The sequence below is a fragment of the Bifidobacterium imperatoris genome (assembly GCF_002860405.1).
Classification (GTDB): domain Bacteria; phylum Actinomycetota; class Actinomycetes; order Actinomycetales; family Bifidobacteriaceae; genus Bifidobacterium; species Bifidobacterium imperatoris.
Map to the genome: position 1 here is coordinate 41,300 of NZ_NMWV01000025.1, position 25,098 is coordinate 66,397.

20 protein-coding genes and 1 pseudogene are annotated in these 25,098 nt (G+C 53.2%); 12 read left to right on the forward strand and 9 right to left on the reverse strand.

Going from position 1 to position 25,098, the window contains the following annotated elements:
• Nucleotides 1–85 precede the first annotated feature (85 nt).
• From Tam1G_RS08930 to Tam1G_RS08945, 4 genes are all read left to right on the forward strand, one after another.
• Nucleotides 86–667, forward strand: coding sequence for a xanthine phosphoribosyltransferase (locus tag Tam1G_RS08930; protein ID WP_033891011.1), 582 nt, complete (start codon nt 86–88; stop codon nt 665–667).
• Nucleotides 668–702: 35 nt separating this feature from the next.
• Nucleotides 703–2,064 carry a nucleobase:cation symporter-2 family protein gene (locus tag Tam1G_RS08935; RefSeq protein ID WP_101626239.1) on the forward strand — a complete coding sequence of 454 codons (1,362 nt, stop codon included), beginning with the start codon at nt 703–705 and terminating at the stop codon, nt 2,062–2,064.
• A gap of 116 nt (nt 2,065–2,180) precedes the next feature.
• Nucleotides 2,181–3,110 carry a transglycosylase SLT domain-containing protein gene (locus Tam1G_RS08940; RefSeq protein ID WP_423220485.1) on the forward strand — a complete coding sequence of 310 codons (930 nt, stop codon included), beginning with the start codon at nt 2,181–2,183 and terminating at the stop codon, nt 3,108–3,110.
• A gap of 171 nt (nt 3,111–3,281) precedes the next feature.
• Nucleotides 3,282–4,763, forward strand: coding sequence for an ATP-binding protein (locus tag Tam1G_RS08945; protein ID WP_101626240.1), 1,482 nt, complete (start codon nt 3,282–3,284; stop codon nt 4,761–4,763).
• A gap of 12 nt (nt 4,764–4,775) precedes the next feature.
• On the opposite strand, the gene Tam1G_RS08950 is transcribed toward Tam1G_RS08945, so the two are convergent.
• Genes Tam1G_RS08950 through Tam1G_RS08960 form a run of 3 tightly spaced genes read right to left on the reverse strand, consistent with a single transcriptional unit; the run spans nt 4,776 to nt 8,494 of the window.
• Nucleotides 4,776–6,218, reverse strand: a complete 1,443-nt coding sequence (locus Tam1G_RS08950) for an ABC transporter permease (RefSeq protein WP_101626241.1) — start codon at nt 6,216–6,218, stop codon at nt 4,776–4,778.
• Nucleotides 6,205–7,464, reverse strand: coding sequence for an ABC transporter permease (locus Tam1G_RS08955; RefSeq protein WP_101626242.1), 1,260 nt, complete (start codon nt 7,462–7,464; stop codon nt 6,205–6,207). The genes Tam1G_RS08950 and Tam1G_RS08955 overlap by 14 nt, the downstream gene beginning before the upstream one ends.
• Nucleotides 7,465–7,495: 31 nt before the next feature.
• Nucleotides 7,496–8,494 carry an ABC transporter ATP-binding protein gene (locus Tam1G_RS08960; RefSeq protein WP_101626243.1) on the reverse strand — a complete coding sequence of 333 codons (999 nt, stop codon included), beginning with the start codon at nt 8,492–8,494 and terminating at the stop codon, nt 7,496–7,498.
• Nucleotides 8,495–8,629: 135 nt separating this feature from the next.
• Here Tam1G_RS08960 and xerA point away from each other — a divergent pair, with 135 nt between their 5' ends.
• The 5 genes from xerA (at nt 8,630) to Tam1G_RS12115 (ending at nt 11,741) form a co-directional block, all read left to right on the forward strand.
• Nucleotides 8,630–10,351, forward strand: coding sequence for a site-specific tyrosine recombinase/integron integrase (gene xerA / locus Tam1G_RS12130; protein WP_101626244.1), 1,722 nt, complete (start codon nt 8,630–8,632; stop codon nt 10,349–10,351).
• 97 nt (nt 10,352–10,448) lie between these two features.
• Nucleotides 10,449–10,721 carry a DUF7724 family protein gene (locus Tam1G_RS08970; RefSeq protein WP_101626245.1) on the forward strand — a complete coding sequence of 91 codons (273 nt, stop codon included), beginning with the start codon at nt 10,449–10,451 and terminating at the stop codon, nt 10,719–10,721.
• Entirely contained in the window at nt 10,714–10,947 is a 234-nt protein-coding gene (locus Tam1G_RS08975) for a DUF7723 family protein (RefSeq protein ID WP_101626246.1), read from the forward strand. Before Tam1G_RS08970 ends, Tam1G_RS08975 begins: the two co-directional genes overlap by 8 nt.
• Nucleotides 10,940–11,221, forward strand: coding sequence for a DUF4160 domain-containing protein (locus tag Tam1G_RS08980; protein ID WP_101626247.1), 282 nt, complete (start codon nt 10,940–10,942; stop codon nt 11,219–11,221). Before Tam1G_RS08975 ends, Tam1G_RS08980 begins: the two co-directional genes overlap by 8 nt.
• A 49-nt stretch (nt 11,222–11,270) precedes the next feature.
• Nucleotides 11,271–11,741 carry a restriction endonuclease subunit S gene (locus Tam1G_RS12115; RefSeq protein ID WP_207797863.1) on the forward strand — a complete coding sequence of 157 codons (471 nt, stop codon included), beginning with the start codon at nt 11,271–11,273 and terminating at the stop codon, nt 11,739–11,741.
• On the opposite strand, the gene Tam1G_RS08990 is transcribed toward Tam1G_RS12115, so the two are convergent.
• Genes Tam1G_RS08990 through Tam1G_RS09000 form a run of 3 tightly spaced genes read right to left on the reverse strand, consistent with a single transcriptional unit; the run spans nt 11,692 to nt 17,455 of the window.
• Entirely contained in the window at nt 11,692–12,918 is a 1,227-nt protein-coding gene (locus tag Tam1G_RS08990) for a restriction endonuclease subunit S (RefSeq protein ID WP_101626248.1), read from the reverse strand. The two genes, Tam1G_RS12115 and Tam1G_RS08990, sit on opposite strands and share 50 nt — an antisense overlap.
• Nucleotides 12,908–14,413 carry a class I SAM-dependent DNA methyltransferase gene (locus tag Tam1G_RS08995; RefSeq protein ID WP_101626249.1) on the reverse strand — a complete coding sequence of 502 codons (1,506 nt, stop codon included), beginning with the start codon at nt 14,411–14,413 and terminating at the stop codon, nt 12,908–12,910. Before Tam1G_RS08995 ends, Tam1G_RS08990 begins: the two co-directional genes overlap by 11 nt.
• A gap of 3 nt (nt 14,414–14,416) precedes the next feature.
• Nucleotides 14,417–17,455 (reverse strand): type I restriction endonuclease subunit R, encoded by a 3,039-nt coding sequence (locus tag Tam1G_RS09000; protein ID WP_243394877.1) that lies wholly within the window; start codon nt 17,453–17,455, stop codon nt 14,417–14,419.
• A gap of 785 nt (nt 17,456–18,240) precedes the next feature.
• Between Tam1G_RS09000 and Tam1G_RS12120 the strand changes: the two are divergent.
• Nucleotides 18,241–19,050, forward strand: a pseudogene (locus Tam1G_RS12120) (sensor histidine kinase); the annotation flags it as partial.
• On the forward strand, nt 19,047–19,700 hold the full coding sequence (locus Tam1G_RS09010; RefSeq protein WP_101626252.1) for a response regulator transcription factor: 654 nt from the start codon (nt 19,047–19,049) through the stop codon (nt 19,698–19,700). The pseudogene Tam1G_RS12120 and the gene Tam1G_RS09010, both read left to right, overlap by 4 nt.
• 10 nt (nt 19,701–19,710) lie before the next feature.
• Here the strand turns inward: Tam1G_RS09010 and Tam1G_RS09015 are convergent, their stop codons facing one another.
• Together Tam1G_RS09015 and Tam1G_RS09020 are read right to left on the reverse strand one after the other, a co-directional pair.
• Complete coding sequence (locus tag Tam1G_RS09015) at nt 19,711–20,334, reverse strand: DUF47 domain-containing protein (RefSeq protein ID WP_101626253.1); 624 nt, start codon at nt 20,332–20,334, stop codon at nt 19,711–19,713.
• 14 nt (nt 20,335–20,348) lie between these two features.
• The gene (locus tag Tam1G_RS09020; RefSeq protein WP_101626254.1) at nt 20,349–21,401 is read right to left on the reverse strand and encodes an inorganic phosphate transporter; all 1,053 of its coding nucleotides are present in this window, start codon (nt 21,399–21,401) and stop codon (nt 20,349–20,351) included.
• 222 nt (nt 21,402–21,623) lie between these two features.
• On the opposite strand from Tam1G_RS09020, the gene Tam1G_RS09025 reads away from it, so the two are divergent.
• Nucleotides 21,624–22,916, forward strand: coding sequence for an alpha-amylase family protein (locus Tam1G_RS09025; RefSeq protein WP_101626255.1), 1,293 nt, complete (start codon nt 21,624–21,626; stop codon nt 22,914–22,916).
• A 154-nt stretch (nt 22,917–23,070) separates the two neighbouring features.
• Here Tam1G_RS09025 and Tam1G_RS09030 read toward each other — a convergent pair whose 3' ends face one another.
• Nucleotides 23,071–25,005: a DEAD/DEAH box helicase gene (locus Tam1G_RS09030; RefSeq protein WP_101626323.1), complete on the reverse strand. Its 1,935-nt coding sequence runs from the start codon at nt 25,003–25,005 to the stop codon at nt 23,071–23,073.
• Nucleotides 25,006–25,098 lie beyond the last annotated feature (93 nt).

Consider the following 25,098-nt stretch of genomic DNA (forward strand, 5'->3'; position numbering starts at 1 on the left):
ATATGCGCCGGTCAGCGTAAGCTGGTTTGCCATATCCCATAGCTATACCGATAGTTATACCAATTTGACGTCAAGGAGGTATCCAGTGCAGGAACTTGAGGAACGAATCCAGGCCGAAGGCACCGTCAAGGCCGGCGATGTGCTGAAGGTGGACGCATTCCTGAACCACCAGTGCGATGTGCGCCTGTTCGATCATATGGGCGCGGCATGGGCGGAGCACTTCGCAGGTAAGACCATCACCAAGATCCTGACTATCGAGGCTTCCGGCATTGGCATCGCCTGCTGTGCAGCCCGCCATTTCAATGATGTGCCGGTGGTGTTCGCCAAGAAGGCACAGTCCATCAATCTCGATGGCGATCAGTACACCACTACCGTCTACTCCTTCACCAAGCAGAAGGAGTTCCCGGTCATCGTGTCCAAGAAGTATTTGAACCCGGGCGATCATGTGCTGCTCATCGATGATTTCCTGGCCAACGGCAAGGCGCTGCGCGGCTTGATCGAACTGTGTGAGAAGGCGGGCGCCACGGTTGAGGGCATCGGCATTGCTGTGGAGAAGGGTTTCCAGGGCGGCGGCGATCGTCTTCGCGAAGATGGTTATGACGTGGATTCCCTGGCTATCGTGGAGTCGATGGATCCGGAAACCGGCAAGATCGAATTCCGCCACTAAAAGCTCACAGAGAGAAGAGAAGAAGAAAGAGCAATATGAGCGACGAGAAGAAAACCTCCAAATCATCCAACGTCTCATTTGAAGCATTGAGCTCGCTGGACGCACCAGTTTCCTTCTGGAAGGGTATTCCGTTCGGCCTGCAGCATGTGATGGCCATGTTCGTGGCGAATCTGGCACCGATTTTCATTGTGGCATCTGCCGCGAAAATGACGCCCGCACAATCCGCCGCGGTGATTCAGGCTGGTCTTCTGGTAGCTGGTCTGGGCACCTGTCTGCAACTGTACGGCGCATGGCGCATCGGTTCCCGTCTGCCTATGGTGACCGGCATTTCCTTCACCTATGTGGCCGCAGCCGTGGCCATTTGTGCGGATAAGGGCTATGGCGCAGTGGTCGGTGCCGTTCTGGTCGGTGGCGTACTGGAGCTGGTGCTTGGTTTGACCGCCAAGTACTGGCGCCGCTTTGTGCCGCCTATCGTCTCGGCCATTGTAGTGACTTCCATCGGCTTCTCGCTGCTCAACGTGGGTGCCACGAGCTTCGGCGGCGGTTCCGGGGCCAAGGACTTCGGTTCCTGGCAGAACCTGACGCTTGGTTTGATTTCTCTGGTGGCCTGCCTTGCCTTCCAACTGTTGATGAAGGGTACCGCCAAGCAGCTGTCCGTGTTGTTCGGTCTCGTGGTTGGCTACGTGGTGGCCATTTGCATGGGCAAGGTTGATTTCTCCGGATTCCAGGATCTCGCCATTGTTTCCGTGCCACAGCTGATGCCGTTCAAGCCTGAGTTCGACTGGGGTTCGATCATTTCCATCGGACTGCTGTATGTGGTGTCTTCGGTTGAGGTGCTGGGCGACACTGCAGCCCTGACCAAGGTGGGCCTGAACCGTACGCCCACTGAGCGTGAAACCGCTGGCGCTATCGCTGGCGATGGCCTGATTTCCTCGGTCTCTGGTCTGTTCGGCTGCCTGCCGCTGACTTCCTTCGCTCAAAACATCGGCCTCGTGGCTATGACCAAGGTAGTCAACCGCAAGGTGATTCTCTCCGGTGGCCTGATTCTGATTCTGGCGAGCTTCGTACCGGCCATCGCCGAAGTGTTCAACTCGCTGCCTCAGGCGGTGCTCGGCGGCTGCACGATTATGATGTTCGGCAACATCATTCTCTCCGGCTTCCAGATGATTGCCGAGGCCGGCTTCTCTCAGCGCAACATCACGATTGCGGCACTCTCGCTGACTATCGGCATCGGCTTCACCCAGGTGAGCGATATCTTCGTGAACTTCCCTTCCCTGTTCCAGCAGATCTTCGCTTCCAACTGCATCGCCGTGGCGTTCGTGGTCGCAGTAATCCTCAACGCCGTGCTGCCGAGCGAGGAGCACTTCCTGAGCGCGCCAGCCGCGAAGGAAGCATAAGCATAGCCTGAGCCGCGGCATGACCGTCGAAATCATACTTCAGTCGCATTGCTCTCACGTGCTCAAACATGGAGTATGGAAGTACAGGCAGGACGGCACAGCGAACGGAGGAATTTATGCGACGACAGCACAACCGATATGGCGCACACCGTCCCGCCGCTCTCACCGCGTGGATCATAATACCGATAACCATGTTCGCTGTCATCGTTCTAGTGGGCGTCATGCTACTTCCGCGACTGTTCACGCCAAAGCAATATGTGCGTTCTGCCGACGACACCTATTGCGCCGCCATATCCTCCGATGGCACACGTCACACGCTCAGCCCCGAGCAGGCCGGCAACGCCGCGCTGATTGCGAACATCGCCGTCAATCGTGGGCTGCCAGATCATGCAGTCACAGTAGCTATCGCCACGGCTATGCAAGAGTCGCGGCTCACGAATCTCGACCACGGCGATTTGGATTCGCTGGGGCTCTTCCAGCAACGTCCCAGCCAAGGATGGGGCACGGCTGAACAGGTGTCCGATCCGACATACGCCACGAATATCTTCTACGACCACCTGATGCAGGTACCCGACTGGCAAACTATTCCGGTAGAGGACGCGGCACAGGAGGTGCAGCGTTCAGGATACCCGGATCTGTATGCCAATTGGGATTCGATGGCACACGCTTGGGCGTCGGCCTTGACTGGTGAGGTGAATGCGGGTGTCACATGCGCACTTGAGCCTACAAATGGCTCCGATGAGAACGGACTCATCACTGCGGCCACGGCAGCGCTGCCCAATGTCAGCATCACCAAAGACCCCATAAATGACGATAAGCACTCGAACGCGACAACTGACTCCACACTGACTGTCGCGCTGCCGGCCGGATTATCCGATACCGACCAGCAGCGCGTATGCTGGCAAACAGCCAGCTGGTTTGTCGCCCACGCCCGGGAGTACGGCATCGACTCCCTAACCGCCAACGGCATGAGCTGGAACCGCACAGACGGCATCTGGACCGGCGAAGAGAGCATACAAAACACCATCATCGCGACACTGGGATGAACCGCGCTAATGTAAACGCATCTCCCCCACCTCGGACTTAGAACAAAGCTTCTACCGCATCTTCGATTCCATCGGCTGGTATGAATTCTCGATGAATTGCTGAATGATGCACAGTACATGGTTCATCAAGATGCGCCGCATACGGCACAATAGTGTCAAGGAGGCGCTCCCATGGTTGATGACTACACCGCGAAGATGACCGAGCTCATCGAGCTTATGCGCATGATCGGCAACGACACACAGCAATGCGAAGTCAAGGAATGCAAGCGCCGCATCTCCTCAACGATCACCGATACGCTCTCCGCATTCTCCAACGGTTCCGGTGGCTGGATTATTCTCGGTCTTTCGGAAAAGAACGGTTTCACTCCGGTTGAGGATTTTAACGCCCGTGCTATGCAAGAGGCTTTGAGTCAAGCCTGCGAGAAAATGACTCCAGTGGTTCGCCCGGTTATCGTAACGTGTCCGTTCGAAGGCTCGAATCTGGTATTCGCACGCATTGATGAAATGCTTCCGCGCGATAAGCCTTGTTTCACTACCGCTCTCGGCCCTCATGGTGGCTCGTTTATTCGCACCGGCGATGGTGATCGTCGTATGACCTCCTATGAGGTGGACCGGCTCATCGAAGAGCATTTGCAGCCTACCTATGATTTGGATATTGTGCCGCATGCCACCACTGATGATCTTGATTCGACTCTGGTTTCAGGATTGTTGGCTCGTGCGCGCGAACAGCATCCGCATGTGTTCGCCGGCCGTGAAGCCACACGAACGTTGTTGGATTTGCAGGTGCTACGTCATGATGATTCTGACGACAGCGAGGTGGGCGGAATCTTAAGGCCTACGCTTGCCGGATTGTTGGCGTTGGGCCGATATCCGCAGAAGTATTACCCGAGATTGTCTATTGCCATCGCAGTGTTTCCCGGCACGGACCGAGATGAGGTGTTCCGGGGAGATGAGCGATTGGTAGCCACAAAAACCATTGTGGGACCAATTCCGGTGATGATTAACGATGCCGTGGAATCGCTGATGCAATGGGTGGGCGCGAAGAAGCTCGACTATCCGCCCGTGGTATTGCGCGAGGCTATCGCGAACGCGCTTACTCATCGCGACTACTCCCCCGATGCACGCGGCACCCAAGTGCGTATCAGCGTGTTCACGAATCGTATTGAAATCACCAATCCTGGTGGCTTATACGGCACGGTGACCCATGATGTGCTGGCGAATCCGAATCCTGTGACCGGAGTGCCGTTCGTTTCAACCCGTAATCAGTTTCTGTTTACGCTGCTGGAGTCCACGCCATATCCAGATGGAGGCTTCGTGAATCCGGAAGGCGGAGATGGTTACCAACGTATTGCCGCAGCTCTTCGAGAAGCAGGCATCGAGCCGGCTACCACGCAGAATGACATCAATACGTTCACGATGACTATTACCAAACAGCGCACCGCGAAGAACAGCACACCAAGCGAAATCTCCAAAGCGATTCTGACCGTTCTGGAACGGCATTCGGCCATGAGCATCAAGGAAATCATTCGAGAACTGCAATTGACGCCTCTGGCTGCAACCTCCGGCATGCGTGAATTGATACGCGAGGGTCGGGTCGCCAAGGTGAAATTCCAAGACGACCCGACCCAGCGCTATCGGTTGAAGGGGATGTAGGTACTGCGCCTCCTATGCTTCGGCGAGCTGTGTGACGGTCGATGCGACCGCATTCGGCCGGGAGCGCCGGTATTTCCCGGCGGCGAGTCCCACGCAGACGAATGCGAGCGAGAACAGCATCACGATGCCTGTGGCCACAGCCCAGCCTCCAGCGTCCACTCCGGATGCGGCGGAACCGAAGCCGAGCGCGTTGTCGATTGCCGTGCAGTACCACCAGCCGGGCGTGAGTCTGGCGACAGTGACCATCATGTCCGGCATCATGCTCATTGGGAATGCGATACCGGATGTGAACAGGATGAGCAGGCCGAACACGTTCGCGAAACCGTTGGCCACCATATCTGAAGCGCCGAATTCACCAAGCATGAATCCGCAGGCCGTGCACATGAGGGAGAACATGCAGATCGAGACGAAGGTCATCATGACACCGCTCACCGGTATCGAGGTGATATCCACGCCTGCCGCTGCGATCAATCCCAACGCAACGGCCAGATAGCCCACGCAGATCAGCAGCGCGAAACCGCACAGTACACCCATGCGTTTGAGCCCAATCGAAGCCGTGGAGGGAGATGCCATGAGCCTACGACGCAGCTCGCCCGCGCCGAATACGCGTGCAACCAAGCTCACGCATACGCTGAGCGTCAGGAACAGCGGGTAAATTGCCGTTTTCATCGTGTCGCCGAATCCTGAGGCGCCGGAGTTCGCCGTACTTGCCTCCCGGTCGTCCCGCGTTGTGATGTTCTCAACGACGACCGGACGGTTGACTTTCGCATCGTGTGCCGTACGTGCGGCCCGCTTGGCAGCGGACTGGACGTCGCTCGTCGTCAAATCGGACAACGTCCCCTCTGGCAGCGAGTTAAGGTCGAACGTGGATGAACCACCCACAGCCTGCGACCAATCGTCATTCTGCCCGGCGGCAGCAAAGCTGTTTGCATACTGTGCATACTGTGCGGCAAGCGCACTGTCGTCAATCTTCACATTCCCACCAATCAGCGCGATACGAGTCAGGGAAAGGAACCCGTTCACGTTCATGCCACCGATGGTGCCGGCTCCGGACGTGTAGCTGGTGACCGTTTCGACCTTCGGCATATCACTGCCGGATTGCGCGGCCTTGAGAAAATCGGCGGCGTAACCGCGTGGGATGATGACGATGAGGTCGGTCCAGTTCGAGGCGACGGCCTGCTGCAACGATTCGGCATCGTCGTCCAGTTCGACCAGCGTAGCGGAATCAGACAGATAGTCTCGCAGCTCCTCAGCAATGCCGCCTCGATTCGCATCCCTGTCGATGACGGCGACATTGACCTTCTCCGGCTCGTAGGTGTCGGCCACCGTACGGGTGGCTGCGGTGATCTGCGACCAGCTGAGCGTGAACATCATGATGCCCATGAGCACCAAATAGATGATGATGTACGTGCGGTGTGCGACCAGTACGCGCACGGTGGCTTTACAGGTGTTCATAGCGTTGCCTCCTGAGCATGATCACACCGGCCGCGAGGAACACCGCACTCATCGCAAGTAGGATGGCGCAGGTGCGGATGAACGGCTGGTAGCTGTCGTAGTACATAAGCGAGTAGAACAGGTCAGTCACCTGTTGTGCAGGGTTGATAGCAGCAAGCAATGGCGCCTTGCGTGAGATCAGGTCGCTCAGCTCCATGGCGAATCCGCCGTACAGTCCGCTGAACAGAGACAGCGAGCATGCGATGGCGGTGGACATGCCCTGTTTGACACCAGTCGTGAGCTTAGGGATTGCGCCAATCATCGTGCCGAACGCGCAGGTCATGAACGAAGCGATAACCACGGCGAGCACGGCTGCCGGTTCGCGTCCGCCAACTTCGATGCCGCAACCGTAACGGATGTAGGCGAGTGCGATGAGCAAGCAGACGCAGGAGCACAGCCACCCCGCAAGGAATCCGGCTACGAGCTGCTTGGCTCGCCCGAGCGGCGCGACGGTACGGCGGATGCCGAGCGCGGAGAGGTTTGCCTGAGCGGTGGTGACGGTATGAATCATGTACGACATGGCAATCAGACACGCCATGCCCATGAGCGCGTAATAGTATCTCGCCATCACGCTGGGTTTGAAGTTGGTGAGTGTGACCTCCTTGGTAGCGTTCATGGATGCGTTGAGGCCATTCCAGAACGTGCGAGTGATTGGGGCAGTCGGATTGTCCTCAAGCACGGCTTTCACCGTGGCACTGGTGCGGTTGTACTGGTCGAGCACGTTGTCAAGCGCCGAGAGGGAGACATCAAGTCCCGCCTCCTGCGTGCCATTGTTGGCCACGGTCACGGTATCGTCGCTGAGTGTGAGTGCGATTCGTCCATCATTGTCGGCCTTGAGGTAACCGTCGGTGTCGCCTTGGGTTACCAGTTTGCGCGCCTGCGATGTCGAGTCGACCTTGGTGACGTTCAACAGGGTTACGCCGGGATCGATCTTCACGGCATTCGTACCGTTGTCATCGTGAGTCTTGCTCGTATCACTGTTTTTGCCGGACAATGCCGTGATAAGCGTATCCGCACCGATTGCGTTCGTCCAATTCGCGTCTTCGACCACGGCCACGGATACCGGGGTAATGCTCATGGCCTGATCCAGGTTGCCGAACACACCATTGAACATGGTCGCCAGAGCAATTGGGAACACGATGAGCCAGAACAGCGAGCTTTTATCTCTGAGATTCGCTTTCAGTGTGACTATGAATGTGCTCCACATGGCGTTCTCCTTTCCTCGGGCTGGAGGGCCCTTAGTCGCGTAGCGCCTTGCCGGTGAGTTCCAGGAACACGTCGTTGAGGCTCGGCGGCCGGCTGGCCAGGTGTCCAATGTTCGCGCCTGAAGTGCGCAGTACACCGATGAGATCAACGAGGTTGTGCTCACCGCGACGGCAACGCACCTCCAGTTCGCGTCCGTCGTAGGAGGCTTCGATGATGAATGCGAACGCACGTATGGCGGCGAGTGTCTCGTCAGTCAGGTCAAGCGTTTCGATGGTGATGCGTTCGCCGGTGTCAATCATGTTCTTCAGCTCATCGGCTGTGCCGAGCGCCAGATGCCGACCGTGGTCCATGATGAGGATGCGGTCGCAGATTTGTTCGACTTCCTCCATGTAGTGACTGGTGTAGATCACGGTGGCGCCGGCCTTGTTGAGCTTCTGGATACCTTCGAGTATCGCGTTGCGGCTCTGCGGGTCGACTGCTACGGTGGGTTCGTCGAAGAAGATCAAATCGGGCTTGTGCGCTATGCCGCAGGCGATGTTGAGTCGTCGCAGCAAGCCTCCTGAGAGTTTGCCGGGGCGGAATTTGCGGAAGTCTTGCAACCCGGCGAATTCGATGGCCTCTTCGACCAGAGGTGCGCGGTCGGCTTTCTTCGGCACATACAGTGAGCAGAAGTAGTCGATGTTCTCGGTCACAGTCAGCTCGTTGAATACGGCCACATTCTGCGGCACGATGCCGATGCGACGCTTTAGCGCATAGCTGGTGGGAGTCATCGGCTCGCCGAATACACGGACCGTACCGGAATCATAGGTAAGCAACGCCAGAATGCAGTTGATGGCCGTGGTTTTGCCTGAGCCGTTGGGTCCTAGCAGGCCAAAGATTTCACCTTGCCTCACGTCGAGATCAAAGTAGTCGAGCGCCACCATATCGCCATAGCGTTTGACCAGCTGACTCACATGAACCGCGGGAACGGCTGACTGAGTGGCCTGGGCAGTCTGAATGGTTTGAGTGGTTGCAGTGGTTTCGTTTGCCATAATCACTCCCTTCCTTGGATAGCTCCATCATCCCAATCGCAAGCACATGAAACCAGCCACATTCGTCACGAGTCCCAGCAAAAGCCATGACATTTGTCACCAGATGTAGCAAACGGCCATTTGTTGGAGTTGCTAATGACGGAATATCGTAACGTCATCAATTCCATTGACACGTATGGCTGCATTGAGGACTTGGGCACAGTGGTTGGTGGTGCAACTCCATCAAAAAAGCGAGAAGAGTTCTTCACGACTTCCGGTATTAGCTGGGTGACGCCTAAAGATCTTTCTAATACAACAAATATATTCATTGAGCATGGCGCAACGGATATTACTGATGCTGGCCATCAATCCTGTAGTACAAAACTGATGCCTGCTGGTTCGGTCTTATTTAGTTCGCGCGCTCCAGTTGGATATGTTGCGATTGCAGCGAAGGAAGTATGCACTAACCAGGGCTTTAAATCGGTTGTACCATCCGATAACATCGGCACGGCATTCGTCTTCTGCTTCCTGAGGGACAATGCAAAGGAGATTGAAAAGGCGGGTTCCGGTACCACTTTTGTTGAAGTGTCTGGTAGGGCTATGCGTCATTTTGCTGCCCCGATTCCTTCAGCTGAGCAAGCACGATCATTCAGTTCATACGCTGGACCCTTGTTGGATGCGATTAAGAACAACGAAAATGAAATCGCTGCTTTGGCGCAACTGCGTGATGCGCTGCTGCTCAAACTCATGTCTGGTGAGATCGATGTATCGAAGATCGAATTGCCTACGACGCCAGAACAAATCGTTCAAACAAATGGCCGTTTGTCTGCCCGCCGCTTCGTTTTTTCTGTGGCTCGCATTATGCATGCAGTATTCGTACATGCATTGAGCGAAAGGTCCCACATGATAGGAAACAACACCATCGAATCAATCCTGAAGGCCATGCAGAACACGTTGGATGCGCGACAGCTCAAACAGCTCAAAAGCGTACTGTCGGTCAACCTCAACACAGAAACAATTCCCGATAACGACAATGAAGCCAACGAATTGCTGAATTCCTTTCTTACCGCCAAGGAACTTGAAGGATGCAGCGAGCGCACGTTGAAATACTATGATTCAACACTTACACATTACTTAAAAGAAACCTTTGTTCCGCTGCCTCAAGTGGATACCGAACAGCTTCGAACCTATCTCGCCGAATACCAAACGACGCATACCGTGGGGAAAGTCACGGTAGACAATATTCGTCGTATTCTTTCCACGTTTTTCTCATGGTTAGAGGATGAGGATTATATCGTCAAAAGCCCCGCACGTAAGATACGCCGCGTGAAAGCTCCAATCAGAGTCAAGGAAACCATCTCGGATGAAGACATGGAGCGTTTACGAGACGGCTGCGAAACGCCGCGCGATCTCGCTATGATCGACTTGCTTTCCTCCACTGGCATGCGAGTCGGCGAATTAGTGAAGCTCGACCGTAACAGCATCAACCTCATTGAACGCGAATGTATTGTGCAAGGTAAAGGCAACAAGGAACGAAAAGCATACTTCGATGCCAGAGCCAAGCTACATCTTGAAGAATACCTGCAAGGTCGTAACGACGATAACCCTGCCCTATTCGTCAGTCTCAGCGGCGACCACGAACGCATTGCCATCTGTTCCGTGGAAAGCCGGCTTCGTTCTCTCGGCAGAAAGCTGCAACTTCCCCGCATACACCCACATAAGTTCCGACGTACTATGGCCACCAATGCTATAAACCGCGGCATGCCAGTGGAACAGGTTCAGAAACTACTTGGACATGTCAAGATAGACACCACCATGCAATACGCATTGGTCAGCCAAAGCAACGTGAAAGCATCGCATCGAAAGTATCTGGGGTAATCAGCATTGTTCTTCTATAATCGAAACCAGCATGACTCAACTTGGTAAAGCTGGAAGGAGAAGCACTTTGGTCTCATCACTAAACAGCCCAAAGCAAATGACCGATACGGCATATCTCAGTTCAGAGAACGGCTTTACTGTGTTTGAATACTGCAAGGCTCGTATTCGGTTCCGCGCTCCTTACTCGTTGGAACGATATACCAATGTCAAGCAATGGGATAACGGATACCTCGTGGTGGATGCAAAATACAAGCACAACACCGAGCCAGAAGAGGAATACATCGATTTGGCACCAATATTGAACGATCTGTACATTGATGCCGATCATTTCCTACAGCCGATCAAGAAAGTTGAGGTAGCTCATGCCTGATATTGCTTCAATTGCCAGCAGCGCAGGAATGATTGTGAACGGTTATGCGTTTACTGACACCGACAACGGGCATATTAAAGTGTTGAATCTCAACGATCCTGGCTCGGCCCTAGTGCTAGACCGTGAAGGCAATGTACTTGAGACTAGCATGGACGATATAGAGGTCGGTATCGTTCAGGGATATTACCGAAACAACAAGGAGTTTCTGGAGGCCGACCATGCCTAAGTACTTCCAATTCATGGTCGCCGGATATTACCTGTATTTCACATCATTCTGTGTCATCGAATGCATGCACGTACACGCCAGCGACACCAAACTCACTGAATCAGGCTCCGCGAAATTCTTCGTCAAATCCAATGGCGACACCACGCTTGAGCGACAAGGCAGACTGACCGCAAAGGAAGTCTCTGTAATTCAGAAATTTATCAAGAAGAACTATCGGGAGATGTACCTCAGGTGGAAGGAATACAGCACCGAGGACTTCTACGGACAGGCTTGATTACAACACACAAATAACGATAGGTATGCAATCAATGACATGGCGAAGCATGGCGCTTGGCGAGGCAATCACACTCAAGCGTGGATACGATCTGCCTTCAAAGAAACGAGTCAAAGGTAAGGTCCCTGTTTATTCGTCTTCAGGACGTTCTGGGGTTCACAATGAGGCCGCAGTACACGGGCCAGGAGTAATCACCGGACGATACGGCACCATCGGTGAAGTTTTCTATGCGACAGATAACTATTGGCCGCTAAACACCACTCTGTATGTCTCCGATTTCAAGGGGAATTACCCACACTTTATTTACTACCTACTGAAAACTATCAATTGGAACAATTACACAACAGCGAGCGCGGTTCCGGGCATCAACCGAAACCACGTTCACCATTGTGTAGTCACCATTCCCGATCTCACGACGCAGCATAAGATCGCCTATGTTCTAGGAACATACGATCAACAGATTGACTGTCTTACTCGGACAAACGGCCATTTGTCGCAGAGTTTTGTTCTAGCGGTGTAGGCAGTTCAACCTTCGACACATCAATCTCACCGGACATAAGCTTGGGCAGCAGCGCATCACGTAGTTGTGACAGTTTTTTAATCTGCTTGGAATTTGCGCTTACGCTATTTAATAACATGGATAATCTTTGCCCAATTGCCTTTAGAGTTTTACCTTCGGGAATATGAATTGGATAGTTCAACGCATCCTTCACAGAGACCCGTTGCCTGCCGCTACTACCATTCATATGTCCAACCATATATTCAATGAAGTTGCTGTTGCGCACCAAAAAATAGAAAATCTCGTTCGAGATTCCATCTTTGCCAGTTAAAATAATGTATTCTGTTGAGCCAAAAGCCACTTCACTTTCGTTGAGAAAATTGACATAGGACGCTTTACCGTTTTCCAAACATGGAGTAATCCGAGCAAGAAGCGTGTCACCATTGGCGAATCGCATTCCACCGTTATAAGCTTTCTCAATCCATCCACTGGGATATGACCCTGTAGTAGACAGACTGCTCATATCAATATATTTAGCTATCTCCCCTTTGCTCAATTGCCGTCGAGGATTACCTTCCGCTATATCACCAAGTAAACCTACGTTTCCTTCAGTGAGATCACAGAGCTTGAGCTTTTCATCGAATATGCTTTGTCCAATTTCCAACAAATGGCCGTTTGTCTGAGTGAGACAAGTACGTAACTTCTGCATGGAATCCAGGCAGACAACAATACGCTTGCGAACGGTCTTATCAGGCCACCAAACTGGCATTTCAGAAAGATAATTCATATCTATCTTCCCCGCGCCAATGCCCGTCATCTCCAGATTTTGTGAAATTACACTACGCTGGGATTGGAGCCAGAAATATAGATATCGCGCATCATCGTGATCAGGTACACTTAAGCGCTTTATATCCTGATTAAAAGCCATAGCTTTATCGACCCAAATAATAGGAATTCTCTTAAATAGCCCACTACCCCTTACAAGAAGAAGAATATCTCCTGGCTTAGCCATACAACTTCCAGCAGATACACCTTCATTTGTAATATAGAGCATTGAACTATTAAGGGAATCTGCATCCATAGATTTTGCACTCACCCACGGTATATCACCATTCCAATACTCAGGATGGTTCTTTGATGGAGTTCCCCCGGAGCTTATAGAAGCAATATCAGATAAATAAATCCAGTTAGAGTCCATACCCAATCGCCTCCAGGTTCTTCTTGATTTCGGCTTGCAGGCGGTTGGACTCCTCGAAGCACTTGGCGAGTTCACCAGTCAGACGCTTCATCTTCTCATCGAATGGCTCATCGTCCTCTTCTTGCTCAGCAATGCCGACATAGCGGCCGGGAGTAAGAATGTAATCCTGCTTGGCAATGTCTTCGATAGACACTACGGCGGAGAAGCCCTTCTCCTCTTCCAGCGTTCCGTCACGAAACGTATCGAACGTGGACGCAATCTTCTGAATGTCCTCATCGGTCAGCGTGCGCTGTGAACGGCTGATCATCGTACCCATGTTGCGAGCATCTACGAACAGCGTCTTGGAATCAGCAGGACGCCCTTTGCGCAGGAACCATAGGCACACTGGAATCTGCGTGGAGAAGAACAGCTGCGTTGGCATCGCAACAATACCCTCCACCAGTCCGGCGTTGACGATGTTCTTGCGAATCTCTCCTTCATTGTTCGTCTGCGACGATAGCGAGCCATTGGCGAGCACTAAGCCGATACGGCCAGACTGCGACAGGTGGTGAATCATGTGCTGCATCCATGCGAAGTTCGCATTGCCTTCAGGCGGCACACCGTATTCCCAGCGTGGATCGTCCTTGAGCTTGTCGCCGCCCCAATCGGACAGGTTAAATGGTGGATTGGCGAGAATGTAGTCAAACCGTTCAGTGCGATGTAGATCGTTGAAGAACGTGTCATCGTTTTTCGGGCCAAGATCGGCATCGATACCACGAATGGCAAGGTTCATCGTGGCCATCTTCCACGTTGTTGGGTTCGACTCCTGACCATAGACGGAGATGTTGTTAATGTTGCCCTGATGGTTGCGCACAAACTCAAAGGACTGTACAAACATGCCACCCGAGCCGCACGCCGGGTCATAGACGCGCCCTTTGAATGGTTCAAGCACATTGACCAGCGTCTTCACCACGCACTTCGGCGTGTAGAATTCACCAGCATTCTTACCCTCCTGCGATGCAAACTGCGACAGGCAGTATTCATACGTGCGGCCGAGCAAATCATGGGTGTCTCCATTCTCAGCCATCTTCACGTTGGTAAACAGGTCGACCACTTCCCCGAGCCGGCGCTTGTCCAGTTCAGGACGTGCGAAGTTCTTGGGCAGCACGCCCTTGAGTTTCTTGTTCTCCTGCTCGATGAGCCTCATTGATTCATCGATGACCTTACCGACTTCAGGAGTGTGCGCGGCCGCAGCCACGACTTCCCAACGGGCTTCTTTCGGTACCCAGAAGATGTTCTCGGACGTGTACTCGTCACGGTCTTCCTCGAATCCTTCGCCTTCAACCACCAATTCGGCGTGCTTCGCCTCAAAGTTGTCAGAAACATACTTCAGGAAAATCAAGCCAAGAACGACATTCTTATATTCCGAAGGGTCGATGTTGCCACGCAATTTGCAGGCCGCATCCCAAATCTGCTCCTCGAAGCCGAGGGCTTTGGTGCTTGTCTTTTTCGCCATGAATCAGTTTCCCTCTCCGTAGTCAACCCACAACTCGCACTGCTGCATCACCGTCTCGATGGCCTCCGGCACTTCGTCCGGCGGATACTTATGCTTCTTCAGCAATCGTTTGATTGACTTACGCATGCGAGCGCGGGCATCTTCTTTCTTCTGCCAGTCTATCGTGCGGTTCTTGCGCAACGTGTCAGTCAGCTCTCGGGTGATAGCAACCAGCTCATCGTTCTCGTAGAAATCCTTGATAGCTTGTGGCTTGGTCAGCGCATCATAAAAGGCAAGCTCTTCATCATCCAGACCAAGCGTCTTACCTTCCTGTCGCGCGGCCATGATTTCCTTGGCCATATCCAACAGCTGTTGTATGACCTCGGCGTTGGTGAGCATGCCGTTGAGGTACGCATTAACCGATTGCTGCAGCATTTCTGAGAACTTTCCGGCCATGACCACGCTCTTCTTACGATATGCCTTGACTTGATCGTCAATCAGCTTGCGCAACAATTCCATCGCAAGATTCTTCTGCTTCATCTGTGCGACTTCGGCAAGGAACGATTCATCAAACAGCGAGACCTCAACTGTCCGGTCTTCGAACAGATCGATAACGCCTTCGTTATGTACGCCTTGCTCCATGATGGCGGCGATTTGCTTGTTAATCTCCTTCAAAGACATACGCGGGTTGCCTGGATTGACGTTCAGCACTTTCAGCATCTGCGTACGCAACACATCGATGTACGCTTCTTCGATCTTCAGTTCATCAGCAACCATGCTGCGGCATAAACCAAATGCTTGGGCCATCTCCTTGGCACACTTGATAAAGTCCTTACGATCTTTCTCCCGCTCGGGATCAAGTAAGTAATCCGCACCATCCGCAATGGCTTCAGCCATCTGTTCAGCAGAATTGGTATGGATTCGATTCTGATAATCCAAACCATGCAGAAAGTCTCGGCACGCACTCAGTTTGTCGAGGAACAACGGATATGCGGTGTCGGCCACATTCATATCGCCATAGCGTTCCCGATCACGCTTCGTGTAATCGTGCATAGCGCGTTTCAGAGCTCCGGCAATGCCGATGTAGTCGACGATCAGACCGCCTTCCTTGCCCTTGTACACACGGTTCACACGAGCAATAGCTTGCATCAGATTATGCCCCTTCATGGGCTTGTAGACGTACATCGTAGACAGCGATGGCACGTCGAACCCGGTCAGCCACATATCCACAACAATGGCGATTTTGAACGGGCTATCATCATCCTTGAATTCTTTAGCCAGCTCCAGTTTGTGCGCTTTGTTGCCGATAATCTTGTGCCATTCCTCAGGGTCCTGATTAGAAGAGGTCATGACCACATGCACTTTGTCTTTCCACTGCGGGCGCAGTTCAAGGAACTTCTCGTACATGCGCATGGCGATGGTCCGCGAATAAGCAACAACCAATGCCTTACCCGTCAGCTCATCAGCACGATTCTCCTCATAGTGGTTCACGATGTCGCGGCACAACGAATCAATGGTCTCAGGTGCTCCCAGCACACTGTCCATCGTCGCCAAGTCACGTTTACTACGATCGATAGCCATCTCATCGGCATCATCCGAGATGTTCTCGTACTGCTCATCCAATTCGCGGAGTATGTTCTCATCCAGCTTGAGCGAAACCACACGACTCTCATAGAACACCGGACGAGTGGCACCGTCCTCGACCGATTGGGTCATGTCATACACGTCCACGTAATCACCGAATATCTCACGCGTGGACTTGTCCTGTGTCTCAATCGGAGTACCGGTAAATCCTATATAGGAAGCATTCGGCAGTGCCTGGCGCACCTTTAAAGCATCACCAATCGAACGAGTACCATCTGTATGAAGTTTCACCTCCAACCCGTACTGGCTGCGGTGAGCCTCATCAGCCATGACCACGATGTTATGCCTCTCGGATAAGGGTTCATCGGATTCGCTGAATTTCTGCATCGTCGTGAATACGATGCCGTTCGCCTGCCGATTATCCAACAGTTCGATCAGATTCTCGCGACTTTCCGCCTGTTGAGGAATCTGGCGCAAGAAATCCGAGCATTTAGCGAACTGACCATATAACTGTCCATCCAAATCAGTGCGATCAGTAGTCACGACAATCGTTGGACTGTTCACCTGTTCAGCCAGCAAATGCGCATAGAAGACCATCGACAATGATTTACCGGAACCCTGAGTATGCCAAAACACGCCAGCTTTGCCGTCGTTGTTCATAGCATGCAAAGTACTCTCTACTGCCTTATGAACACCGAAGTACTGATGATATGCCGCGAGAATTTTCGCGGTTCCTTCTTCTGACTTGGAGAAACAGATGAAATTCCGAAGAATATCAAGCAATCGTTCTTTCGGAAACATACCATCAAGCAAGGTAGTCCATCGAACAGCTATCTTGTTAGCAATCTTTGAATAGTCACCATCAGCCGTCTTCCATTGCATGAAGCGATCTTCATTGGCCGTAATAGTTCCCACACGAGTGTCACTCATGTCGGTCATCACGCAAAACGCGTTGTACGTGAACAGCGAAGGAATGACCTTCATATAGTTTCTCAGCTGCAGATAGGCGTCCGAAGCATCAACGTTCTCACGTGACGGCGATTTCAGCTCGAATACCACCAGTGGCATACCGTTGATAAAGACGATAATGTCAGGTCGTTTTTCTTCAAACTCAACGTATGTCCATTGATTGACTACGTTGAACGCGTTCCGTTCCGGATGGTCGAAATCAATTATTCGTACATGGTCTGTGTCCATTTTCTCTCCGTCGAAGAACGACACTTCAACACCGGACTGGAGATAGTCCATGAATTGGATATTGCGGGACAGCAGATCCACTCCCTCGATATCTGTTACCTTACGCACAGCCTCAGCAAGAGCAGAAGGGTGCGCTTTCGGATTGATACGATGTAAACAATCTTCCAATACTCCCGGCAACAGAGCATCACGATATAACTCATTCGTACGGTTTATATCCGGACCGTATAGCCATTCATACCCCAGCGACTGCAAACGCTGAATAACTGCATGTTCAAACATTGCTTCATCAAAGGAAGAGATATTGTTATCGCTTTCCAACTTGGACAAATGGTCAGTCATCGTCATAATCCTCTTTGCCCCTTTGCACGCTGAATACTTACCGGAAACACCAAACCATGCTACTATCTGGCAGATTATTTTGTTTGGTTCAACGCGAACCGTAAGAAGAAGCTCATGGCTATAAGCCAACGCCATTCCATACGGGTACTCTAGGCTATACAGGTGAATGTTTGGCAGGAGGGGCCATGCGGACGATGATTGAGAAGGGGCTGTTGCTGGTGTTCAGCTTGGCTCTGATGCTCACATCATCTTTGGTCGCCGATTCTGGTTCATCATACGCGTATGCTTCAAACCATTATGTAGGACTTATTGCCGGTATGCTGATTGCTATATCCGCCACTGGGTTATCCGAATGGCTGGCACGGCATGCTTGGGCCTGGCTGCCGGCATGCTGCTATGCCTTTGCCTCAACGGTATTGCCATTGTGGATTATGTTTCTGCCGGTGATTAGTTATGATGCAGCGAAAACCACGAAGCCACTCCCCTCGCTGATTCACGCACTTTCCCACACATCGATACCAAAACGAACATCTTCACCAACGGCTATGCCATCGGCAGCTTCACCACCCGCACCATCGAATCAGCGTGTGCTGCTTATAGGCAATGCAATATCGCGATGGTTGTGGTTGGTATCGATTGCCGCTGCGTTTGGACAAGCCTATTTTGGCGGAAATGCTTGGACTGGTACATTCTCCATCCGCATCTTTGTGATTGTTACTGGAGCATGTGCACTGGGATTCGCGCTAGGTTGCCGCGCAAAAAGAGAAGCCGCGTTACGTCATATGTTGCGTGTGATGCAGGACCACGAAAGACAATCGGTTCGCGTCCATCGGCTACGGCTTGCTGATATAGACGAGGAACGCGCGCAATCGATTCGCATGGCCACGCTCGGTGAACGCACACGTATCGCCCGCGAAATCCACGACAATGTGGGCCATCTATTGACGCGTGCCATTATGCAGGCGCAGGCCGGCAAAGCGGTGGCCGATGCCACTAATGATGCAATCGCCGCACAAAACTTTGCCGCATTAAGCGGCACGCTCGATGATGCGATGACAATGGTGCGCAGGTCCGTACATGATCTGGAGGATGATGGCACAGATTTTGCTGCGCAAATCAAGGATGCGGTCGCATCATTTGACGGCATCTCCGCAGGTTTCTCAGTGCGCTTGATTAATGATATTGCCGCTGCACCCGCACCGGTATCCCGTTGTTTGGCCACGGTGATTCGAGAGTCGTTAACGAATGTGGTGCGGCATAGCGAGGCGCAAAGTGCCAATGTGACATTGCGCAATTTTCCAGCGTTCTGGCAACTGGTAGTACAAGATGATGGCCCGGCAAAGCATGCATCGAACATAAGCGGCCCCACAATCCAAATCAGTCATGAATTGCCGCGTGGTATGGGATTAGCCGACATCGATTCGCGTGTGCGTGCCATTGGAGGCACGGCAACATGCGGACCGTACAATCAGGGCTGGAGGGTGTTCGTTTCCATTCCCAAGCAACCGTGGATGAAGGAGACCAGAAATCAATGAGAATTGCCATCACAGATGATGATCCCATTGTCTGCCAATCCTTGGCGACTATTCTTTCCGCTACGAACGCGGCCGATGTGCTGTGGACTGCAAATGACGGCGATGCCGCAGTAACCAACTATTTCGCATCTCCGGCGAATCACCCGGATATTCTGCTCATTGACATTCAAATGCCCGGCAAGGATGGCCTCGCAGCGGCCCGCGAAATCCTTAAGAAAGATCCCGCAGCTCGTATTCTGTTTTTGACCACATTCGCGGATCAATCATATATTGCGCAGGCAATGGCACTGGGCGCCAAAGGGTACCTGATTAAACAGGATGTGACTGCGGTTGGACCGGCATTGCAGGCGGTGATGGCCGGTCAGGTGGTGCTTGGCGCGGAAGTACTGGGGAAGCTGACCAGCAGCCAAGCAAGCGCAACCGCTGATGATTCAGCCCACGAGTCCGGTGAATCCATCGAACAACTACTCAATAAGAAGGAACAAGTGATTGCTTCTCTGGTGGCGCAAGGTTTGGACAATCGGGATATCGCCGCGCAGCTGAGCTTGAGCGAAGGTACCGTGCGCAATCGAATCAGCGCGATATTAGACAAACTCGGGCTCACGAATCGCACTCAATTGGCTATTGAGTGGATTCGTGAGCACCGGTGAGCCGATAATATCAGCTGTTTTTCATGACGATGCTGTCGACCACGTTGGCCACGGATTCGCAGTTGTCTGCACACTGCTCAAGATGGCGGAATACATCATGCCATGCGAATACCTGCAGCGGATCGGTACAAGTGGTATGCAGCGTGTGCATGGCTTCGATGAACACATGATCGGCATCGGTTTCGATGGTATTGATGGCGAACACGCGTTCGCGTAACGTCTTGGAACGCTTGAACTGCGGCAGCTCGCCGATAAGACCTTCAATCTGATCACAGGCATGCGAAACCATTTCGGTCATCTGCAATGCTTCAGGGCGAACATCCGTCACATTGTCGTAGTACATGCGGTCGAGCACACCTTCGATGCTGTCGATCACATCATCCAACACATAGCTCAACTGTCCGATGTCTTCACGATCGAACGGCGTGATGAAAGCGGTTACCAGCTCATCCATCAAACGGTGGCGAACCTTGTCGGCCGACTGCTCGATGCGATGCATTTCCTCCATGCTGTCCTTCAACTGTTCAGGGTCGAAGTTGTGCATCACTTCGCTTAAAAGATGCGCGGCCTGGCATGCGTATGCAGCGCTCTCGCGGAATCCGTCGAAGTAGAAGGAATCGTTTTTTCTTGCCATTGCTAGGTTCCTTTCTAGAACACGAACATGAAGAGTTTGGCCATAGCAAAGCTGATGAGGCCACAGCCGGGGAAGGTGAATACCCAGGTGAGCATCATGTCTCGTACTACGCCGAAGTTGATAGCGGAAAGACGGCGGACCGCGCCCACGCCCATGATGGCGCTGGTTTTGGTATGTGTGGTGGAAACCGGGATACCGAGCACAGTCATCACTAACAGGCAGAGTGCACTGGAAAGGTCGGCGGAGAAGCCTTGGTATTTCTCCAATTTGACCATGTCCATGCCTACGGACTTGATGATCTTCTCACCGCCGACCGAAGTGCCTATACCCATGATGGTGCTGCACAGAATCATCAGCCATACCGGAATCACCACACCGGCCACAGAAGATTGGCCGTTGCAGAAGGCCATGCCGAGGAATAATACGCCGATGAATTTCTGGCCATCCTGAGCACCATGCATGAAACTGTTAGCTGCCGCGCCGACGATCTGCGCATACGTGAAAACGCCGTTCGTGCGTCGGCGGTCGAAGCCTGCGCAAATCAAAGTCACAATCTTGCAGACAATCCATCCCATACCGAAGCCGATGACAAGGCTGGCCACCAAGCCGTACAGTACTTTGACCCACTCGCCCATATTGACGCCGGCGATGCCACCTTGAATCGCGATGGCTGCGCCGGTCAGGCCTGCGATGAGGCTATGGCTTTCGGACGTTGGGATGCCCAGCATCGATGCACCCACGCTGTATACCACAATGGAGAAAAGCGCCGCACATAAGGCAATGAGTGCGGAATGCGTATCCCCTCCGAAATCGACCATGTTGGAGATGGTGGAGGCTACGGACGCATTGAATTGCGTCATCAAAAAAACGCCGAGGAAGTTGAAGATGGCCGCCATGATGACCGCGGAGCGTACACGCATGCAACGGGTGGTCACACATGTGGCAATGGCATTGGGGGCGTCGGTCCAGCCATTGACAAAGATGACTCCGAGCGTCAACAACGTTGTTACAGCTAAGGCTGGGTTGGAGAATACCTGCTGGATGAAATAGGCCAAGGATACGTCCACGGCTAATCTTCACCTTCTTCTTCGGGGGCGGCGGAAAGTCGTCACACCGATTGTAACCGATTGGTGACTACGTAGTGCGCATTCGTGGCGTCGCAACATGATCTTCTTAATGAGACAGCTCAATCATTCACAAAAGGTGGCAGTCAGCATTCATTAAGGTGCACTCGTGTTTTTTCCTTAACAATGTGAGAAAATAGACGCAGTGTCAATAGGAGGTGTGTGATGGTTGTAAGCACTGACGAGGGGCGTAACTTACCGGATTGGGTGCGTTATGGCGTGTTCTGGCAGGTGTATCCATTGGGGTTCTGCGGCGCGGATATTCGACCTCAGGGCCCTCGCACCTTCAACGGCCGCGGTCTTGATTCCATGATTGATTGGCTGGAATACGCGCGCAATCTTGGCGCATCTGGTCTGCTATTGGGACCGATTTTCGAATCGTCCACGCATGGGTACGACACGCTGGATCACATGCATGTCGACGTGCGGCTGGGTGGTGACGCTGCATTCGACCGTTTGGCCGACGCATGCCGAAACATGGGTTTGCAGTTGATTCTTGACGGCGTGTTCAATCATGTGAGTCGCCAGCATCCGGCGGTACAGGCCGCATTGGATGAAGCCGCAGGGCAGTCGACTGCTGATAATCCTTGGCATGGCTTGGTTCGTGCGCATTTGGGACAGGATGGACAGCCACAGCTGGATGTATTCGAGGGTCATGGCGATCTGGTTGATCTCGACCATGATGCGCCGGAAACCGTGGAATATGTGGCGCGAGTGATGAATCATTGGCTTGATCGCGGTGCCGCAGGCTGGCGATTGGATGCCGCTTATGCCGTGCCTACCTCGTTCTGGGCCAAGGTATTGCCACAGGTGAAAGCCACACACCCGTATTCCTGGGTGTTCGGAGAAGTGATTCATGGCGATTACCCACAGATCGTTGCGGACGCATCACTGGATTCGGTCACGCAATATGAGTTGTGGAAGTCGATTCAGCATGCCCTGGAAACCGATAATTTCTTTGAGTTGGATTGGAATCTCAAACGTCATAACGCGTTTTTGGATTCATTTGTACCGCAAACATTCATCGGCAATCACGATGTGACACGCATTGCCTCGCAAATCGGCCCGGAAAAAGCTGCACTGGCATTGGCCGTATTGATGACCGTTGGCGGCGTGCCAAGCATTTATTACGGTGACGAGCAGGGCTATGTGGGCGTCAAACAGGAACGATTCGGTGGCGATGATGATGTGCGGCCAAAGTTCCCGCTCTCTCCTGTCGAATTATCCAAGCTTGGTGAGCCCACGTACCGACTGCATCAGGCACTGATTGCGCTACGCCGCCGTAACCCGTGGCTGTTGGATGCTCGTACCGAAGCAATCAAGTTGGAGAATAAACGATTCGTCTATCGTTCGGTAAGTGCAGACGGCAATCATTCGTTAACCGTATCGCTCAGTGTTGAAACAACACCAACGTTTACGATAACCGACACCAACGGCACAGTACTGTACCGGTATTAGTCAACCGTCGTACAACGGCTCCCCTCAGTCAGCTACGTCTTTTTGGCTCCCTCTGATGAGGGAGCCGGCGCACGGAATGCGACTGAGGGAGAGAAAAAGCTGAAGGGTTGCAGTGTTTTGCACTGCAACCCTTCAGCTTTTTCTCAAGGACACATTAGCGACGCCCGGAACGAGTACCTTGCATACGGAATGGAGTACGCCTCGTTTTGGATTGTTTGCCGAAATGCTTGGTATGGCGCTGCTGGGAGCCTTCCGTATTCCCATACTTTGCCTGCATACGGCGCTCGTGACGCTTTGCAGCCTCTCCACGTTCGTCTACGATAATGCGGTTCTCGTTACGGCGATGAATACGCTTGCCACCGTTCGAACCAGCGCGATCATCGTCGCGGCGACGGTTGCGAGCATCCGCACCACGACGAGTATCATTACGCCAATCGCCGCGCTTGCCAGCTTCCTGGCGATAATCCTTGCGATGGTTGCCGCCTGAATGCCTACGTTCCTCGGGATGCTCGAATAAGTAGTCTCGACGCTCGGCCTCACGATCGCTTAGACCAGCTCGACGCTCAGCACGATTCGGTTTACGAGGCTTGCTCGACTTTGCATCACGAGCCTGACGCTCCATATCGCGCTTGGCCTGCTCTGCAGCTTCCAAACGTTCGGCGGCGCGGCGACGTCGACGGTCCTTCTTGCGGGCATTACGCTCCTGCTCAAGCTGACGAGCGCGAGCCTCGCGCTCCTCTTTGCTCAGGCGCGGAGTTTCCTGCTTGCCGCCACGACGCTTGCCACCGACCGGCTGAGACTTGTCGAGATTCCAATCGTTGACGATAGGCGCGCGCTCCCCCACCAGCTCCAATACTTCAGGAGATTCATGGGTAACCTCAACCGGCTTGACGGTGATTCCGGCTTCGCGAAGCATACGACGGGTCTGGCGGCGCTGTTCGGGAAGCACAATAGTCACCACATCACCGGCGCGACCGGCACGAGCGGTACGGCCCGAACGGTGAAGGAAAGCCTTAGGATCTTCTGGCGGCTCCACCTGCACTACAAGTTCCACGCCGGAGACATCAATACCACGAGCAGCCACATCGGTGGCCACCATTACATGTACGTCACCGGATTCGAAAGCGGCCAGGTTACGGTCGCGCTGGTTCTGGTTCAGGTTACCATGCAGTTCCGCTGCCGGAATACCGTTCTGCGTGAGGTTCTTGGCGAGCTTCTTGGTTTGGAACTTGGTACGAGTGAAGAGGATGCGCTGCCCCACGCCTGAAGCAAGCGTGCGCACCAGCTCATGCTTATCCGTGCGAGTGGTTTCGAATACGTGATGGGTCATCAGATCCGGTTCAGCGTTGGCTTCATCCACGCTGTGCACCTTCGGGTCCTTCAGGAATTCCTCCACCACCGTATCCACGCCATGATCGAGCGTTGCGGAAAACAGCATGTGCTGGGCATCAGGACGAACCTGCTCAAGCAGTCGCTTGACCGGAGGCAGGAAGCCCATGTCCGCCATTTCATCGGCTTCGTCGATAACCACGACTTCGACGCTGGACAGCGTCAGGTGCTTTTGACGAAGTAAATCCTCAAGGCGGCCAGGGCATGCGACCACAATATCCGCGCCTTGGCGCAGATCGCGCACCTGACGGTTCTGGTTCACGCCACCGTACACCGTGGTGGTGCCAATGCCGTATACGTGCGCCAGCGGAGCGATCACATCATTGATCTGGTTGGCAAGCTCGCGAGTTGGAGCCAGCACCAATCCGCGCGGATGCGGCAGAAAATCGTCAGCTCGGCGTTCTTCCAGCTTTTCCTGCTTACGACGTTTGATTTCACGGCGGAATTCTTCCATTGCCAACTCGCCGAGCGAATCATATTCGCCAAGGCGCGCAACCAGCGGAATGGAAAAAGCCAAGGTTTTACCAGAACCGGTACGTCCACGGCCAAGAATATCGCGGCCGGACAGGGAATCAGGCAACGTGTCAGCCTGAATAGGGAAAGCAGTTTTCTTATCGTCACGGGCAAGTTCTCGGACAATCGGTCCGGGTACGCCAAGCTCGCCGAAAGCCATCGGACGAGTTTCTTCATCGCCGTTCATAAAGGTGTCGGCGTTATCTTCAAAATCGGTATAGGGCACAGTGGCCTTTCATCATCAGGCACGCATGGTAATCGCGTGAAATATGCAAACTAC

Coding starts and splice junctions, on each gene's coding strand:
- Tam1G_RS08935 (WP_101626239.1), top strand. CDS start 703: ATGAGCGACGAGAAGAAAACCTCCAAATCATCCAACGTCTCATTTGAA.
- Tam1G_RS08940 (WP_423220485.1), top strand. CDS start 2,181: ATGCGACGACAGCACAACCGATATGGCGCACACCGTCCCGCCGCTCTC.
- Tam1G_RS08945 (WP_101626240.1), top strand. CDS start 3,282: ATGGTTGATGACTACACCGCGAAGATGACCGAGCTCATCGAGCTTATG.
- Tam1G_RS08950 (WP_101626241.1), bottom strand. CDS start 6,218: ATGAACACCTGTAAAGCCACCGTGCGCGTACTGGTCGCACACCGCACG.
- Tam1G_RS08955 (WP_101626242.1), bottom strand. CDS start 7,464: ATGTGGAGCACATTCATAGTCACACTGAAAGCGAATCTCAGAGATAAA.
- Tam1G_RS08960 (WP_101626243.1), bottom strand. CDS start 8,494: ATGGCAAACGAAACCACTGCAACCACTCAAACCATTCAGACTGCCCAG.
- xerA (WP_101626244.1), top strand. CDS start 8,630: ATGACGGAATATCGTAACGTCATCAATTCCATTGACACGTATGGCTGC.
- Tam1G_RS08970 (WP_101626245.1), top strand. CDS start 10,449: ATGACCGATACGGCATATCTCAGTTCAGAGAACGGCTTTACTGTGTTT.
- Tam1G_RS08975 (WP_101626246.1), top strand. CDS start 10,714: ATGCCTGATATTGCTTCAATTGCCAGCAGCGCAGGAATGATTGTGAAC.
- Tam1G_RS08980 (WP_101626247.1), top strand. CDS start 10,940: ATGCCTAAGTACTTCCAATTCATGGTCGCCGGATATTACCTGTATTTC.
- Tam1G_RS12115 (WP_207797863.1), top strand. CDS start 11,271: ATGGCGCTTGGCGAGGCAATCACACTCAAGCGTGGATACGATCTGCCT.
- Tam1G_RS08990 (WP_101626248.1), bottom strand. CDS start 12,918: ATGGACTCTAACTGGATTTATTTATCTGATATTGCTTCTATAAGCTCC.
- Tam1G_RS08995 (WP_101626249.1), bottom strand. CDS start 14,413: ATGGCGAAAAAGACAAGCACCAAAGCCCTCGGCTTCGAGGAGCAGATT.
- Tam1G_RS09000 (WP_243394877.1), bottom strand. CDS start 17,455: ATGTTTGAACATGCAGTTATTCAGCGTTTGCAGTCGCTGGGGTATGAA.
- Tam1G_RS09010 (WP_101626252.1), top strand. CDS start 19,047: ATGAGAATTGCCATCACAGATGATGATCCCATTGTCTGCCAATCCTTG.
- Tam1G_RS09015 (WP_101626253.1), bottom strand. CDS start 20,334: ATGGCAAGAAAAAACGATTCCTTCTACTTCGACGGATTCCGCGAGAGC.
- Tam1G_RS09025 (WP_101626255.1), top strand. CDS start 21,624: ATGGTTGTAAGCACTGACGAGGGGCGTAACTTACCGGATTGGGTGCGT.
- Tam1G_RS09030 (WP_101626323.1), bottom strand. CDS start 25,005: ATGAACGGCGATGAAGAAACTCGTCCGATGGCTTTCGGCGAGCTTGGC.